This is a genomic window from Sorangiineae bacterium MSr11954 (genome assembly GCA_037157815.1).
GTDB classification, from domain to species: Bacteria; Myxococcota_A; Polyangia; order Polyangiales; family Polyangiaceae; genus Pendulispora; species Pendulispora albinea.
Genome location: CP089984.1, coordinates 4,293,937 through 4,306,264 on the forward strand (window position 1 = coordinate 4,293,937; position 12,328 = coordinate 4,306,264).

Annotated in this window: 13 protein-coding genes; 5 read left to right on the forward strand and 8 right to left on the reverse strand. The window is 66.9% G+C overall.

Annotated features, from left to right (window positions below; all coding sequences use genetic code 11):
- On the forward strand, nt 1–891 hold the full coding sequence (locus tag LZC94_16920; GenBank protein ID WXB18907.1) for a LysR family transcriptional regulator: 891 nt from the start codon (nt 1–3) through the stop codon (nt 889–891).
- Between the two features lie 75 nt (nt 892–966).
- Here the strand turns inward: LZC94_16920 and LZC94_16925 are convergent, their stop codons facing one another.
- The 5 genes from LZC94_16925 to LZC94_16945 form a co-directional block, all read right to left on the reverse strand.
- A complete protein-coding gene (locus LZC94_16925) occupies nt 967–1,365 on the reverse strand; it encodes a DUF3634 family protein (GenBank protein ID WXB18908.1) in 399 nt (132 codons plus the stop codon).
- A gap of 4 nt (nt 1,366–1,369) precedes the next feature.
- Nucleotides 1,370–2,788 (reverse strand): phenylacetate--CoA ligase family protein, encoded by a 1,419-nt coding sequence (locus LZC94_16930; protein ID WXB18909.1) that lies wholly within the window; start codon nt 2,786–2,788, stop codon nt 1,370–1,372.
- A 4-nt stretch (nt 2,789–2,792) separates the two neighbouring features.
- The gene (locus LZC94_16935) at nt 2,793–3,512 is read right to left on the reverse strand and encodes a pseudouridine synthase (GenBank protein WXB18910.1); all 720 of its coding nucleotides are present in this window, start codon (nt 3,510–3,512) and stop codon (nt 2,793–2,795) included.
- Between the two features lie 3 nt (nt 3,513–3,515).
- The gene (locus LZC94_16940) at nt 3,516–4,157 is read right to left on the reverse strand and encodes a hypothetical protein (GenBank protein ID WXB18911.1); all 642 of its coding nucleotides are present in this window, start codon (nt 4,155–4,157) and stop codon (nt 3,516–3,518) included.
- A gap of 93 nt (nt 4,158–4,250) precedes the next feature.
- On the reverse strand, nt 4,251–5,180 hold the full coding sequence (locus LZC94_16945) for a LysR family transcriptional regulator (protein WXB18912.1): 930 nt from the start codon (nt 5,178–5,180) through the stop codon (nt 4,251–4,253).
- 81 nt (nt 5,181–5,261) lie between these two features.
- Between LZC94_16945 and LZC94_16950 the strand changes: the two genes are divergently transcribed.
- Nucleotides 5,262–6,296 carry a pyridoxal-phosphate dependent enzyme gene (locus tag LZC94_16950; protein ID WXB18913.1) on the forward strand — a complete coding sequence of 345 codons (1,035 nt, stop codon included), beginning with the start codon at nt 5,262–5,264 and terminating at the stop codon, nt 6,294–6,296.
- On the opposite strand, the gene LZC94_16955 is transcribed toward LZC94_16950, so the two are convergent.
- A complete protein-coding gene (locus LZC94_16955; GenBank protein ID WXB18914.1) occupies nt 6,228–7,238 on the reverse strand; it encodes a 1-aminocyclopropane-1-carboxylate deaminase in 1,011 nt (336 codons plus the stop codon). The genes LZC94_16950 and LZC94_16955 overlap by 69 nt on opposite strands.
- Before the next feature lie 11 nt (nt 7,239–7,249).
- The gene (locus LZC94_16960) at nt 7,250–7,927 is read right to left on the reverse strand and encodes a GntR family transcriptional regulator (GenBank protein ID WXB18915.1); all 678 of its coding nucleotides are present in this window, start codon (nt 7,925–7,927) and stop codon (nt 7,250–7,252) included.
- A 142-nt stretch (nt 7,928–8,069) separates the two neighbouring features.
- On the opposite strand from LZC94_16960, the gene LZC94_16965 reads away from it, so the two are divergent.
- The 3 genes from LZC94_16965 (at nt 8,070) to LZC94_16975 (ending at nt 10,774) form a co-directional block, all read left to right on the forward strand.
- Nucleotides 8,070–8,486 carry a hypothetical protein gene (locus LZC94_16965; GenBank protein WXB18916.1) on the forward strand — a complete coding sequence of 139 codons (417 nt, stop codon included), beginning with the start codon at nt 8,070–8,072 and terminating at the stop codon, nt 8,484–8,486.
- Between the two features lie 207 nt (nt 8,487–8,693).
- On the forward strand, nt 8,694–9,641 hold the full coding sequence (locus tag LZC94_16970) for a hypothetical protein (GenBank protein ID WXB18917.1): 948 nt from the start codon (nt 8,694–8,696) through the stop codon (nt 9,639–9,641).
- A gap of 26 nt (nt 9,642–9,667) precedes the next feature.
- Nucleotides 9,668–10,774: a carboxylate-amine ligase gene (locus LZC94_16975; GenBank protein WXB18918.1), complete on the forward strand. Its 1,107-nt coding sequence runs from the start codon at nt 9,668–9,670 to the stop codon at nt 10,772–10,774.
- A 554-nt stretch (nt 10,775–11,328) separates the two neighbouring features.
- Here the strand turns inward: LZC94_16975 and LZC94_16980 are convergent.
- Nucleotides 11,329–12,144, reverse strand: coding sequence for a hypothetical protein (locus LZC94_16980; protein ID WXB18919.1), 816 nt, complete (start codon nt 12,142–12,144; stop codon nt 11,329–11,331).
- Between the last annotated feature and the right edge of the window lie 184 nt (nt 12,145–12,328).

Here is a 12,328-nt window from a genome sequence, read left to right on the forward strand (position 1 = left end):
ATGGATACGGATCTCCCTTTTCTCGCGACATTCACCACCGTGTACGAGGTCGGCAATGTCACGAGGGCGGCCGCGAGCCTGGGCCGCACGCAGCCGACGGTGAGCTACCAGCTTCGCCGGCTGGAGGAGGAGCTCGGCCAGCCGCTGTTCGTGCGCCGCGCGGCGCGGGTGGTCGCGACGCCGCTGGCCGACGAGCTGTATCGGTTGGTGCGCGGGTTTGCGCGCGACGTCGCGACCCTTCGCAAGGGGGAGGGGCTCGCGCCGGCCGGCTTGGACTTGGCGGCGGTGTCGGCCTTCGGGCGCTATGTTTTGTTTCCGATCCTGCTCGGCAAGGCGTTCGAGCGGCGGCCGGTGACCTTGCGCTTTCCCGAGCTCGACGAGGTGCTGCGCCGCGTGCGAGGCGGCCAGGTCGACGCGGGGTTCGTCTACCGCGCGCCGGTCGATGCGCACCTGAGCGTGGAGCCGGTGTACGAGGAGACGCTCGACCTTCTAGCCGGCCCCACGTGGGCGCGCCGCCTCCGCAGCATCGACGCTTTTCAAGACATTCCGCTCATCACGTACGACGACGGCGATTACGTCGTCGGCCGTTGGTTCGGACATCATTTCGGCCGGCGCGCGCCGCGCTGGTCGAGCGTGAGCCACTTCGAGGAGGTCGAGGAGGTGGTCGCGTCGGTGGCCAAAGGCCGCGGCGTCGCCATCCTTCCTGGGTTTTGCGCGCGCGCGATGCCGGGGAAGGTGCGCATCGTGCGCTGGGGGCGGCCTCCTTTGCGCAACACGGTGTTTGCCGTGCGGCGCGCGGGGGCGCCCGATCATCCGGGCTTGGTCGAGCTGCTCGCGGCCCTGCGGGCGCTCCCGCCCGAGGCGGGGCCGTCGCGCGGGAAGGCGGGTTGAAGGTCGGGGTTCGGCCCGGGGCGAAGGGCCGGTCGAAGGACGGAGGCCCGCCCCGATCGAAGGCTGGTGCGCGCGTTAATCGTCGCGGCGCTCGGGTGGTGCGAGGCGCCAGGCGAGCCATGTGATGCCCAAGATTTGCCCCGCGTTGGGGTTCGCCAGGGGCCGCGCGGCGCGAAGCTTGACCACCGGGTACAGGGAGAACGTGTTGCGCATCCGCTGCGCCGTGACCGGGTCGATGGGGCCCGCGAGGATCAGCCGCGCTTTTCCAGCGTCTTTGACGGCGCGCACCGTTCCGTGGGGGACGTTCCGCGCGATGTCCCGCAGATCCTCGAGGTAGCCGATCGGGATCCGTCCGCGGACCACCAGCACCCGTCCCCGGCGAATCGAGACGCGAAAGTACTCGTTCTGCCGCGCAAGGTGCCACCCGAAGACCGCGAGCACGACCGCGATCGCGATAAGCCCGGTGCCATCCATGGGCTCAAGGCGCCTTGCGCGTGTAGCGGTGCTTGACCCCCACCGGGAACCAGGCGGGATCGCCTGCGGGCGCGAGCACCACCTGGGGCCTTTGCCGCTCGGGCGGGACGTAGTTGGCAAACTCGCTGCTCCGCAGGCGAAGCGCGAGCACCACGGACTCGGCGATGGCTGGGGCCATGTCGTTCGTTTCGGTGACCCCGGGCGCGAGCTCGACGACGAGCCGCAGCTGCCGATCGCGCGCCTCGTCCTCCTCGGCCATCAGCACGAACTTTCCGGTGACCCACGCGTGAATCGGCGCTCGTTCGAGCGCCACCGTGACATTCTCCGGAAAGACATTGGCGCCAAAGAACGAGACGGTGAAGTGCGATCGCCCGAAGACCCATACGAAGGGGAGCGGGCGGATGCCGCGCCCGCCCTCGAGAGCGGGCGGCATCACGAAGCCGCCGGAGCGCGCAAAATCGAGGAACGCGTCGTGGGACGCGATGCCGCCCGTATCGGCGATGTGGTAGCGCACCAGGGGTACGCCGCCATCGGCCGTGAAGAGGAGCGTCCCGTCGTTCTCCTCGAAGTAGCGCGCGCGCGGATCGTATTGCGCGAGGGTGGGCAAGCGCTCCTCGCCGAAGCGCTCGCGGGCTAGGTCCGGGTGCGCCGCGAAGAAGCGCCGCAGCGCGATGGAAAGCGGCGTCTCGTTGGCGAGGACGCCGGCATCGGCCGTTCCGTACAGCGACGCGGAGTCGTAGAAGACGTTCTCCTGTCCGAGCCGCTCGGCGAGCAAGGTGCGCCACTCCTCGCTGACGACCTCGCCCGCGAGCACCAGCTTGGGGCGGGCGCGCGGTAGGTCGATGCCGCGGGCTCGGGCGGTGTCGACCACGTCCTTCAAGAAGGGCGGGTACCCGAGGAGGACCGTCTGCTCGAACGAGCCGGAGAGCGCGGTGAAGACGCGCAGGATCTCGTCCTTGTTGTTGCCGGGGGTGACCACCGTCACCTTGTGCCCCTTGGCGCGGAGCGCGCGGCAGCCGGCGGTGGTGTACATGCCGCCGACCCACGTTCCGAGCGGGAAACAGATGATGGCGAGGGTGGTCCGCTCATCGGCCCGAAACGAGTCGTGGAACACGTGCTCGAACCGCTCGGCCACGAGCGCCTCGTCGTGCTCATTGCGCGGCCAAAACGCGGGCTCCCCGGTCGATCCCGACGAGACGGCGACCATCTCCGCGCTGGCGAGGGCGCCGTGGCGGCAGCGCGCATCCAGCGGGAAGCGGTGAAAATAGTCTTCCTTCGTCATCAAGGGCAGGCGCCGGAACGACGCCTCGTCGCGCACCTCGTCCGGCGCGATGCCGTGCTGCTCGAGAAAGGTGCGGTACGCCGGCACGCTCGCGTAGGTGGCGTGGAACACCTCGAGCGCGCGGTCGATGGGGGCTCTCATACGCTCAGCGTATCAGCTCGCCCGCCGGGTCACGGAGTAAGCCGAGCGCGTCGAGGGCGCGGGCGAAATCCTCCGGGAGAGGTGCGGTGACGGCGATGCGGGCGGCCGTGATGGGGTGGGCGAAGACGAGGCTCGCGGCGTGCAGCGCCAGGCGGTGAAGGGCATAGTGGGCGCGGTAGTGGCGGTTGATTTCGCCGGAGCCGTAGTTGACGTCGCCGATGAGCGGATGGTGGATGTGGCGAAGGTGGCGTCGGATTTGATGGAGGCGCCCCGTCTCGGGCCACGCTTCGACGAGGGAGCAGCGGTCCACCGGCGAACGCGCGATGCGGCGGTAACGCGTCTGCGCGGGGACGCGGGGGCCACCTTCGCTCTTGGGGATGGGATGATCGATCCGTCCGGACTCCGGCGGCGTACCGCGAACCAGGGCGAGGTAGCGCTTCTCCACCTCACCCGCCTCGAAGGCGCGCGCCAGCGATGCGGCCGCCTCGCGCGTGCGCGCAAAGAGGAGCGCGCCGCTGGTGCCGCGATCGAGGCGGTGGATGGGGTGGACGCGCGCCCCGAGCGCGTCGCGCACCCGAAAGAGCGCGACGTCGTCGTCGTCGTCCCAGCCGCGATGCACGAGGAGACCCGAGGGCTTGTTGGCCACGGCGACGTGCTCGTCGACGTGGAGGAGCTCGATGGGAAGATGCGACGACGACGAGGACGAGGACGAAAACAAGGGCACAGCTCACGGATACAGGCGCGGCGGGCCCATGTCCTTCAAAAAGCCCGATGCGAGAAAGCGCTTCGACGAGGCACGGATGGCGGCGATCTGAAGCTCGTCGAGGAAGACGTCGCCGCCGCTGCGCGAATAGCTCATGAGGTTGTCGGTGACCGGGCTGTGCGCGTTGCCGAAGAAGTGGCCGAGCTCGTGCGCCAGAACGGTGGGGGGCGCATACGCGGCCACGATGAGGTAGCGCTTTTTCCAACACACGCCCCTTCGCGGTCGTCCGGGCTCGTCCACATCCTCCAGCGACTCCACGATGAAGATGGGAATGGTCGTGCGGTCCACGATGGCGTTCGCGAGCGCGTCGCGGTCTTTTCGCGTGTGCATCTCGGTGTGCTCGGCGGCGAGCCGTGTCTCGATGGTCCAGCGAAAGCCAACCTGCGCCGGCGCAAAGAGGCGATTGGCCTCCTCGATCTGCGCTCGGATCCACGAATCGTCCCGAACCGGTTTTCCATCGCGCGAGGCCACGGCGATCGCCAGCCCGAACGTGACATCGGCGGCACGCGCTGGCCTTGCCCATGCGAAAGAGGCGAGGGAGGCGAGGGCGAAGGCGGCGAGCATCGGCCATGCAGCGGGCAGCCGGAAGCGGCGGGGACGATCCATTCGCACCCATAGTTACCCCGCACCGCGAAAATCCGCCGCATCTTTGCGGGGCCGCGAATTTCCTGCGCCTTGGCTGGCGTTCGCCGCTGCTCGTCAGGCAGGTGCGCGCGCGCCTCGTGTGAGCCCTTGCCGCGGCACCGACCGCGAAAGTGCGTCGAGCAGCGCGGCCGTCGCCGGCGGATCGGGGGGCTGACCGTAGGTGGCGGCCAGCACCGAGCGCACCGCGCCCGGGAGCGGCAGGGCGACGATGCCGGCGTGCCGCACCGAGAGCAGCGCCAGCTCCGGCAAGGTCGTGACGCCCAGATCGGCGGCCACCAGCGCTTGCACGGCCACGTAGTCGTCGGTGGTGAACGCGATTTTGGGCGTGAACCCCGCGCGGGCGCACTGCGCGAGCAGATGGCGGCGGCAGCGATCGCAGCCGGCGATCCAGCGCTCGTCGGCGTAGGCGGCCAGGTTCTTGCGGCGCCGCTTTCCCTTGGGCACCACCAAATGGACCGGCTCGGTCAAGAGGTGCGTGAGCCGCACGCCGTCATCATCCGGGGGCGGCGGCAGCCCGTTGTCCGCCGCGAACTCGTGCGCAAAGACCACCGCCACGTCGATTTCGCCCGCCCGCAACTGTTGCAGCGCCTCGGGGGGCTCGGCCTCCCGAAGCCGCAAATCCAGGTTCGGGAACTTCTCCGCGAGCAGCGCCGCGGCCTTGGGTACGAAGGTGCCGAGCGCGGAAGGAAACGCGGCCAAGCGCACCCGCCCTTGCCGCAGGCCCGTGTGCGCCGAGAGCTCGGCCTCCGCGGCCCCGAGGCGGCCCAGGATCTCCGCGGCCCGCTCGGCCAGCATGCGTCCGGCATCGGTCAAACGAATGCCGCGCCCGACGCGCTGCACCAACTTGGCCCCGGTCTCCTCCTCGAGCCGCGCCAGATGGTGGCTCACCGAGGGCTGCGCATAGTGGAGCGCTTGCGCGGCGGCGGTCACCGAGCCATGTTTGGCCACCTCCGCGAGCACCCGCAGGCGCGTCAGATCGAGCATGACGCAATTATAGACGGCATCTATGCATTGTGCCCAACATTGGCATTGGACGTATGTACGAACCATTGCCAGGGTGAACTCATGCGCATCCCGACCTTCACCGACGCGCTGCAAGCTCGCCGCGTCCTTCACGATCGCCTTACCCCCACGCCCATGTGGTCTTATCCCGGGCTCGACGCCGTGCTGGGCGCCAATGTCCACGTGAAGCACGAGAACGTGCAGCCCGTCGGTGCGTTCAAGGTTCGCGGCGGCATTACGTTGCTCTCGTCGATGAGCGAGGAGCACCGCCGGCGCGGCGTGGTCTCGTACTCCACGGGCAACCACGCGCAATCGGTCGCCTATGCCGCGCGCATCTTCGGCGTGCCGTGCTGCATCGTCATGCCCGAGCGCGCCAACCCCGAGAAGGTCCGCGCGGTGCGCGCGCTCGGGTCCGACGTGGTCCTCGAGGGGGCCACCGTGGACGAGTGCTCGTCCGTGGCCGTTCGGGTGGCGGGGGAGCGGGGCATGCGCCTGGTGCAGCCGGACGAGCCCGAGCTCATCGCCGGCGTGAGCACTTGCTACATGGAAATCTTCGAGCGGGTGCCCGATCTCGACGCCGTGGTGGTGCCCGTGGGGAGCGGCACCGGCGCGGCGGCCGCGTGCCTCATGGCGGCCGCGATGGCGCCTCGGTGCCGGGTCATCGCCGTGCAGTCCGAGGCGTCGCCGGCCGGGCACGAGTCCTTCCGGCAGGGCAAATGCGTGAGCCACTCGAACCGCACGGTGGCCGAGGGGCTGGCCACCGGCCGCGGCTTCGTGCTGCCGCAGGAGATCGTGCGCGGCAAGCTCTCCGACTTTTTGCTCGTGAGCGATGCGGCCATCCGCTCGGCGCAGCGTCTGATGATGACCCACGCCCACACCATGGCCGAGGGCGCGGGCGCGGCGGCGGTGGCCGCGGTGCTCGCGCGGCCCGATCTCTTCGCCGACCGAAAAATCGCCGTGGTCTGCTCGGGCGGCAACGCCAGCGCCGCCGAGATGGCCGAGGTGCTCGTGGCCCCGTCGCCGGCCGAATCAGCGAAAAAGCGCGCTGTAGCCGTTGAGGGCGGGCTGTCCGCCGAGATGCGCGTAGAGCACGCGTGAGCCTTTGCCGATCCCGCCTCTGCGCACGAGGTCGATCAAGCCGGCCATCGACTTTCCCTCGTAGACGGGATCGGTGATCATCCCATCCATGCGGGCGGCGAGCTTCATGGCGTCGAGGGTCCGCGCGTCGGGGATGCCGTACGTGCCCCCGTGGTAGTCGTCGAGCAGCACGATCTCGCGGTCCTCCAGATCGCGGCCGAGCTCCACCCGCTCGGCCGTGCTCCGGGCGATGCGCGCGATCTGCGCGTGCGTCTCCGCGGGCTTGGCCGACGCGTCGATGCCGAGCACCTGACGCCGCCGCTCCTGCGCGCCGAACCCCACGATCATGCCGGCCTGGGTGCTACCGGTGACCGAGCAAACGACGATGGTGTCGAAGAAGATGCCGAGCGCGCGCTCCTGCTCCGCCACCTCCATGGCCCAATTCACGAACCCCAGGCCGCCCAGCGGGTGATCCGAGGCCCCGGCGGGGATCGCGTACGGCTTGCCGCCGGAGGCCACGACGTCGGCCAAGGTTCGCTCCCAGCTCTCTTTGAAGCCGATGCCAAACTCCGCCTGCACTAGCTCGATGCGCGCACCCAAGAGCCGGCTCAAGAGGATGTTGCCCACCCGGTCGTAGGCCGAGTCGGGCCAATCGACCCAGCTCTCTTGCACCAGCCGACAGCGAAGCCCCGTCGCAGCCGCAGCCGCCGCGACCTGCCGCGTGTGGTTCGACTGCACGCCGCCGATGGATACGAGCGTATCGCACCCTTGGGCGATGGCGTCGGCCACCAGGTACTCGAGCTTGCGCGTCTTGTTGCCGCCGAAGGCGAGCCCGGAGTTGACGTCCTCCCGCTTGGCCCAAATCTCCACTTGGCCTCCGAGGTGCTCGGTGAGCCTTGGGAGCGGGTGGATCGGCGAAGGTCCGAAGAGCAGCGGCTTTCGAGGAAATGCGTTCAGCTTCATGTCGTTCTCTCTCAGGGGGTTTGGAGTTCGGCGAGCGCGCGGTCGATGAGGTGACCGAGCGTGGACCAGTTTTGGACGGTCAAAAGAGCCGCCGCCTCGGGGTCGCGGGCGGCGCACGCGCGAATGATGCGCGCATGAACCTTCACGGAGCCCCGCCCGGGCAGTGATCCGAACCGAAGGCGCTCGAGCCTCCGGATGAGGGGCGTGTAGCGCTCGATGGTGGCCGCGATGGCCCGATTCCCCGACACGCGGACGAACACCTCGTGAAACGCGTCGTCTGCCTGGAGCGCGCGCTCGACGTCGGCCGCGTCGAGGGCCTCGGTGAAGCGCGCGTTGGCGTCCGTGAGCTCGTGAATGTCGGTCTCCGTCATTTTGGGCACCGCCGTTCGGACCGCCAGCTCGTGCAGGGTGAGCACCACCACGTGCGCATCCATCACATCGCGCCGTGAGAGCGGCGTAACCCGCGTAAACGATCCCGGTTTCGACTCCACGAGCCCCTCGTCCGAGAGCCTCGCCAGCGCCTCGCGGACCGGCGTGCGTGACAACCCGAGCCGCTCGGCCAGCTCCCCGTCCCGAATGGCCTCACCGGGCGCCAAGGTGCCATCGATGATGGCGTCCCGAATCCGCCCATACGCTTCATCCCGCAAAAGCCGGCGCGGCACCGCCGCCAAGGGTCCCGTATGCGACATGCAATATATTGGATGCCATATACACGGACGAAGTCAAGGCGCGCGATGCGCGACGTGACGGTGCGACGCTTGCGACGCGACGGAGGTCCAACGGCACTACCGCCGGCGCGGCAGGGTGCGCTACTCAGCTCTGTACGAGACCATGAAGCCGACCCGTCCCCGCGAATGCCCCTGTTACTCCGGTGCACGTTATTCCGCGTGCTGCGAGCCCTTTCACGCGGGAAGAGCCGAGGCGCCCACGCCCGAGGCGCTGATGCGATCGCGCTATGCGGCATTTGCGCTCGGGCTTGGTGGCTACCTGCTGGAGACGCTCTCCGCCGGGCACCCGGACAGGGATTTGCCGCCCGACGACTATGTGCGCCAGCTCTCGCGGGCGCGTGAGAAGCAGCGGTTCATGGGGCTCACGATCCTCGAGGCGTCGGAGGACGGAGATCGAGGGGAGGTGCGCTTCCACGCGCGCATCTTCGAGCGGGGGCAAGACCGCTCGTTTACGGAGCGCTCGGCGTTCGTGCGGGAAGATGGCGCGTGGCGCTACGATTCGGGGGAGGTGGACATGTAAGATAGGCGCCCTTTTCCACCTTCACGATATCGCTCCAGCTACGCCGGCGAACGCACGTGACGCGCTGGGCGCCATCCGGAGGGCCCGGCGCCCTAGAAAAAGCCTGCGGGGGACGGCCCGTCCGTGAAATGAGGATTCCCATCGCCGAAAAGACATCCGGGATGCTTGGCAAGGGCCGCTTGAGTCGGTGTAAAGTCACATAGCTGTATGACAGAACGCATTGGATTGGTTGTCGGTTACGAGGACACTTTCCCCCCGGCCTTCATCGCGAAGGTCAACGAAACCCCTGGATTTCGAGCGGAACTCGCCAAGTTCGGAGGGACGCCGGAGCGATACCAATCGCCCTACCGGGTGTTGGTCGATCGTTTGAGCCACGAGGTGCCGTATTATCGGTTTCACCTCAAGGCGGCGATGCTTGCGGGTACATACGTCGTCAACGACCCTTTTTGGTGGAGCGCCGATGACAAGTTCTTCGGTTTCTCGCTCGCCTCCAAGATCGGTGTGACGGTTCCGCGGACGGTGATGCTCCCCTCGAAGAGCTACGCGCCGTCCATCGACCCCAGTCGGTCGCTGCGCAATCTCGAGTATCCGCTCGATTGGGGGAAGATTGCCGACTACGTGAAGTTCCCGGCCATCCTGAAGCCGGCGGACGGCGGCGGCTGGAAGAACGTGTCGCGCGTCAACAACATGGATGAGCTCTTGCGCGATTACAATGACAGCAACCAGCTGGTCATGACCTTGCAGGAGTTCATCGAGTTCGACGAGTACGTGCGCTGCATTTGCATTGGCAAGAAGTTCATTCTGCCAATCAAGTACGATCCGCGCCGGCGCTGTTACGTCGAGGCCGATAATTTTCTGCCGAAGGCGTTGGAGCAGAAAATATTGGACGGGGCCTGGGCGCTCAACCACGCGCTCGGCTACGATATGAACTCGGTGGAGTTCGCGTGCAAAGATGGTGTGCCGTACGCCATCGACTTCACCAACCCTGCGCCCGACATGTGCGTGCGATCCATCCTCCCCCGGTACTTCCACATGGTGGTCGACGAGATGGCGCGATTCACCATCGAGCTGGCCCGCGAGGGGAGGAAGAACGCGAGCGTGCACGCGTTCCAAAAATTCCTGGAGAGTCCGATACCGCGACCCGAAACGACCTAAAAACTTCAAACGTAGACGAGGGGTAGATGATCGACGGGCAATTTACGCTCGGTGTAGAAGAAGAATATCAGATCGTTCACCCCGAAACGCGTGAGCTCAGAAGCTACATCTCACGCATTTTGGAAGACGGTAAGAGCGTGCTCCGCGAGCGGGTGCGCACCGAAATGCATCAATCGATGGTGGAGGTGGGCACCTCGGTCTGCGCGGACGTGAACAGCGTCCGCTCGGAGCTGGTGGAGATGCGCGGGGAGCTCGACCGCCTCGCGCGCAAAGGGGGGCTGCGCATCGTAGCCGCGTCCACGCACCCGTTCAGCGATTGGCGGGCGCAGGACATCACCGACAACGATCGCTACCACACGCTCGTGCACGACATGCAGGACGTGGCGCGCGAGAACTTGATCTTCGGGCTCCACATCCACGTGGGCATCAAGGACAAGTCCGTCGCCATCGCGCTCACCAACCAGCTGCGGTATTTCCTGCCGCACATCCTGGCGCTCACCTGTTCTTCGCCGCTCTGGCTCGGTCGCAAGACGGGGCTCATGAGCACGCGCTCGCAGATCTTCCGGCGCTTTCCGCGCACGGGCATCCCGGACGAGTTCGAGAGCCCGCAGCAGCTCCAGAATTTCACCGATCTGCTCATCAAGACGAACTGCATCGACAACGGCAAGAAGATCTGGTGGGACGTGCGCCCGCATTATCTTTACGACACGGTCGAAGTTCGTATTTGCGACATGCCCACCAACATGCGCGACACCGTGGCCGTGGTGGCCCTGGTGCAGGCGCTCATGGCCAAGCTCTATCTCATGTACCGCAAGAACACCGCGTGGCGAAGCTACCCGCGGAGCTTGATCGAAGAGAACAAGTGGCGCGCGGTGCGCTTCGGCACCGACGCGCGCCTCATCGACTTCGGCCAGCAAGCCGAGCGCCCATTCTACGAGCTGGCGCTCGAAATGGTCGACTTGGTGCAAGAGGCGACCGACATCTTCAAGACGCACGATCACATGGAGCGCATCCTCCAGATCGCCAAAAATGGCTCGAGCGCGCGGCGGCAGATCGAGGTGTTCGACCGAACCAAGGGGGAGGCGAAGCACGTGGTCGATTGGCTCATGGCCGAGACCATGAATGGAATTTGATCGTTTTTGAGTGCAGTTCGTGCCCCCGTTCTCGTTCGAGGATGGGGGCTTCGTGCTTTTGTGCGCGTTCGGGAGGGGCGCGTTTTTCGGACCAAACCGTGAATCGCACATGAAGGGGGCGCGCGCGCGATCCATCGGCAATACCTGTCCGTCTTTCCCGATGGCGACTCGCGGCAGCGGGTCCTCTGGAGCTTGGCGCGCGCGCGCGAGGGATCGAGCGCGCACGACGACGCGCTCTGGCGGCGCCGCGGGCTTCTTGCCGCCAAGGACACGCGCCTCGTTTGGGGGATGGAGGATCCGGCCTTCCCGCCGCGGATGCTCGACCGATGGAAAAGGCGCTGCCAAAGGCGACGATCGCGGCGCTGGACGCGGCAGGGCACTGGCCGCACGAAGAGGAGCCGCACGCGGTCGCCGCCGCGCTGAAGCGCTTTCTGGCCGCTTCGAGCATTTTCCATGACGTCGAGGGCGCGCGAGCTCGAGTACGTTGTGCCCCCCATTCACAATCGGCTGCTCGATGGAGGCGTCATGGGTGCGTCGTTCGAGGTTGGGCGAGATCAGCGCAGATCGAGAACGACGTTGTCGTAGCGGGCGCGCCAGGCGAAGCCGGGGTATTTGACGTCGGGGAGGCCGAGGGCCAGCTCGACGGGCTCGGGGGCCCACGCTTTGTGGAGGGGTTGATCCACGACCTTGATACCGTCGAGCTGTGCGGTGAGGCGATTGTCTGCGATGCGCACCTCCACGCGGGACCACTTTCCGGTCTCCATGTGGCGCCCGCCCAGGAAGGGGTAATCGAACCATTGCGCGTTGGGCTCGAGCCCGAAGACCTCTTCGATGTGCGCGCTGCCCGCGTTGAAGTGAAAGAGCAGCGCGTGCTCGTTGGGCGTGTCGAATTGGGAGATGATCTCGAAGACGCGGGCCTCTTGCGCGTTGGAGCCCGCGAGCTCGATGCGCATGTCGAACGCGAGGGTGATGTCCTTCGGCTTGATCCCATCGAAGTACCGGTACATGAGCGCGTGTGGATCCTGAACGCTGGCCGGTATGTCGACGACCAGGGCGCGCGGTGGTGAGAGGGCTTCGTTGGTCGCCGCCAGGATGGTGGCTCCGCTGGCGGCAGCGATATTGAAATCGGCGCTGAAGATTCGTCCGTCGTCGAAGTCGCGGCAGAAGGTGACCGTCTTCGTCGACGCCAAGGTTGCGCAATAGCTGTTGGGGCGGACGGCTCCATCCCCTGGATCGCCGATGCCCCCGTCGTCTTGCGGTGCGCCATCGCCCGGGAGCCCGCCGTCGTAGGCGTTGCCCTTTTCGAGGCGCGTGCCCTCGGGGATCTCTCCGAGCAGCGTCGAACATGCCGCGCATGCCGCGCTGCCCATCACCAGAGCCGCAAATGATACGATGGCACGAGCTCTCCCACGCGCCGCGCACATGGGAAAAGAGGATAGCCATCGAGCGGATAAAGCAAAGCGGCGCATGATCGAAACGGTGTGTGTGAAACATGCATGCCAATGCGCCAAAGGCCGAAATGACATCCGTGGGATATCCGCACCATCGAAGGAA

What these genes read in the sequence shown, in the direction of transcription:
- LZC94_16925 (WXB18908.1), bottom strand. Translation starts at nt 1,365, where the DNA reads ATGGATGGCACCGGGCTTATCGCGATCGCGGTCGTGCTCGCGGTCTTC.
- LZC94_16950 (WXB18913.1), top strand. Translation starts at nt 5,262, where the DNA reads ATGCGCATCCCGACCTTCACCGACGCGCTGCAAGCTCGCCGCGTCCTT.
- LZC94_16980 (WXB18919.1), bottom strand. Translation starts at nt 12,144, where the DNA reads ATGGGCAGCGCGGCATGCGCGGCATGTTCGACGCTGCTCGGAGAGATC.
- LZC94_16955 (WXB18914.1), bottom strand. Translation starts at nt 7,238, where the DNA reads ATGAAGCTGAACGCATTTCCTCGAAAGCCGCTGCTCTTCGGACCTTCG.
- LZC94_16945 (WXB18912.1), bottom strand. Translation starts at nt 5,180, where the DNA reads ATGCTCGATCTGACGCGCCTGCGGGTGCTCGCGGAGGTGGCCAAACAT.
- LZC94_16960 (WXB18915.1), bottom strand. Translation starts at nt 7,927, where the DNA reads ATGTCGCATACGGGACCCTTGGCGGCGGTGCCGCGCCGGCTTTTGCGG.
- LZC94_16940 (WXB18911.1), bottom strand. Translation starts at nt 4,157, where the DNA reads ATGGATCGTCCCCGCCGCTTCCGGCTGCCCGCTGCATGGCCGATGCTC.
- LZC94_16975 (WXB18918.1), top strand. Translation starts at nt 9,668, where the DNA reads ATGATCGACGGGCAATTTACGCTCGGTGTAGAAGAAGAATATCAGATC.
- LZC94_16965 (WXB18916.1), top strand. Translation starts at nt 8,070, where the DNA reads ATGAAGCCGACCCGTCCCCGCGAATGCCCCTGTTACTCCGGTGCACGT.
- LZC94_16970 (WXB18917.1), top strand. Translation starts at nt 8,694, where the DNA reads ATGACAGAACGCATTGGATTGGTTGTCGGTTACGAGGACACTTTCCCC.
- LZC94_16930 (WXB18909.1), bottom strand. Translation starts at nt 2,788, where the DNA reads ATGAGAGCCCCCATCGACCGCGCGCTCGAGGTGTTCCACGCCACCTAC.
- LZC94_16920 (WXB18907.1), top strand. Translation starts at nt 1, where the DNA reads ATGGATACGGATCTCCCTTTTCTCGCGACATTCACCACCGTGTACGAG.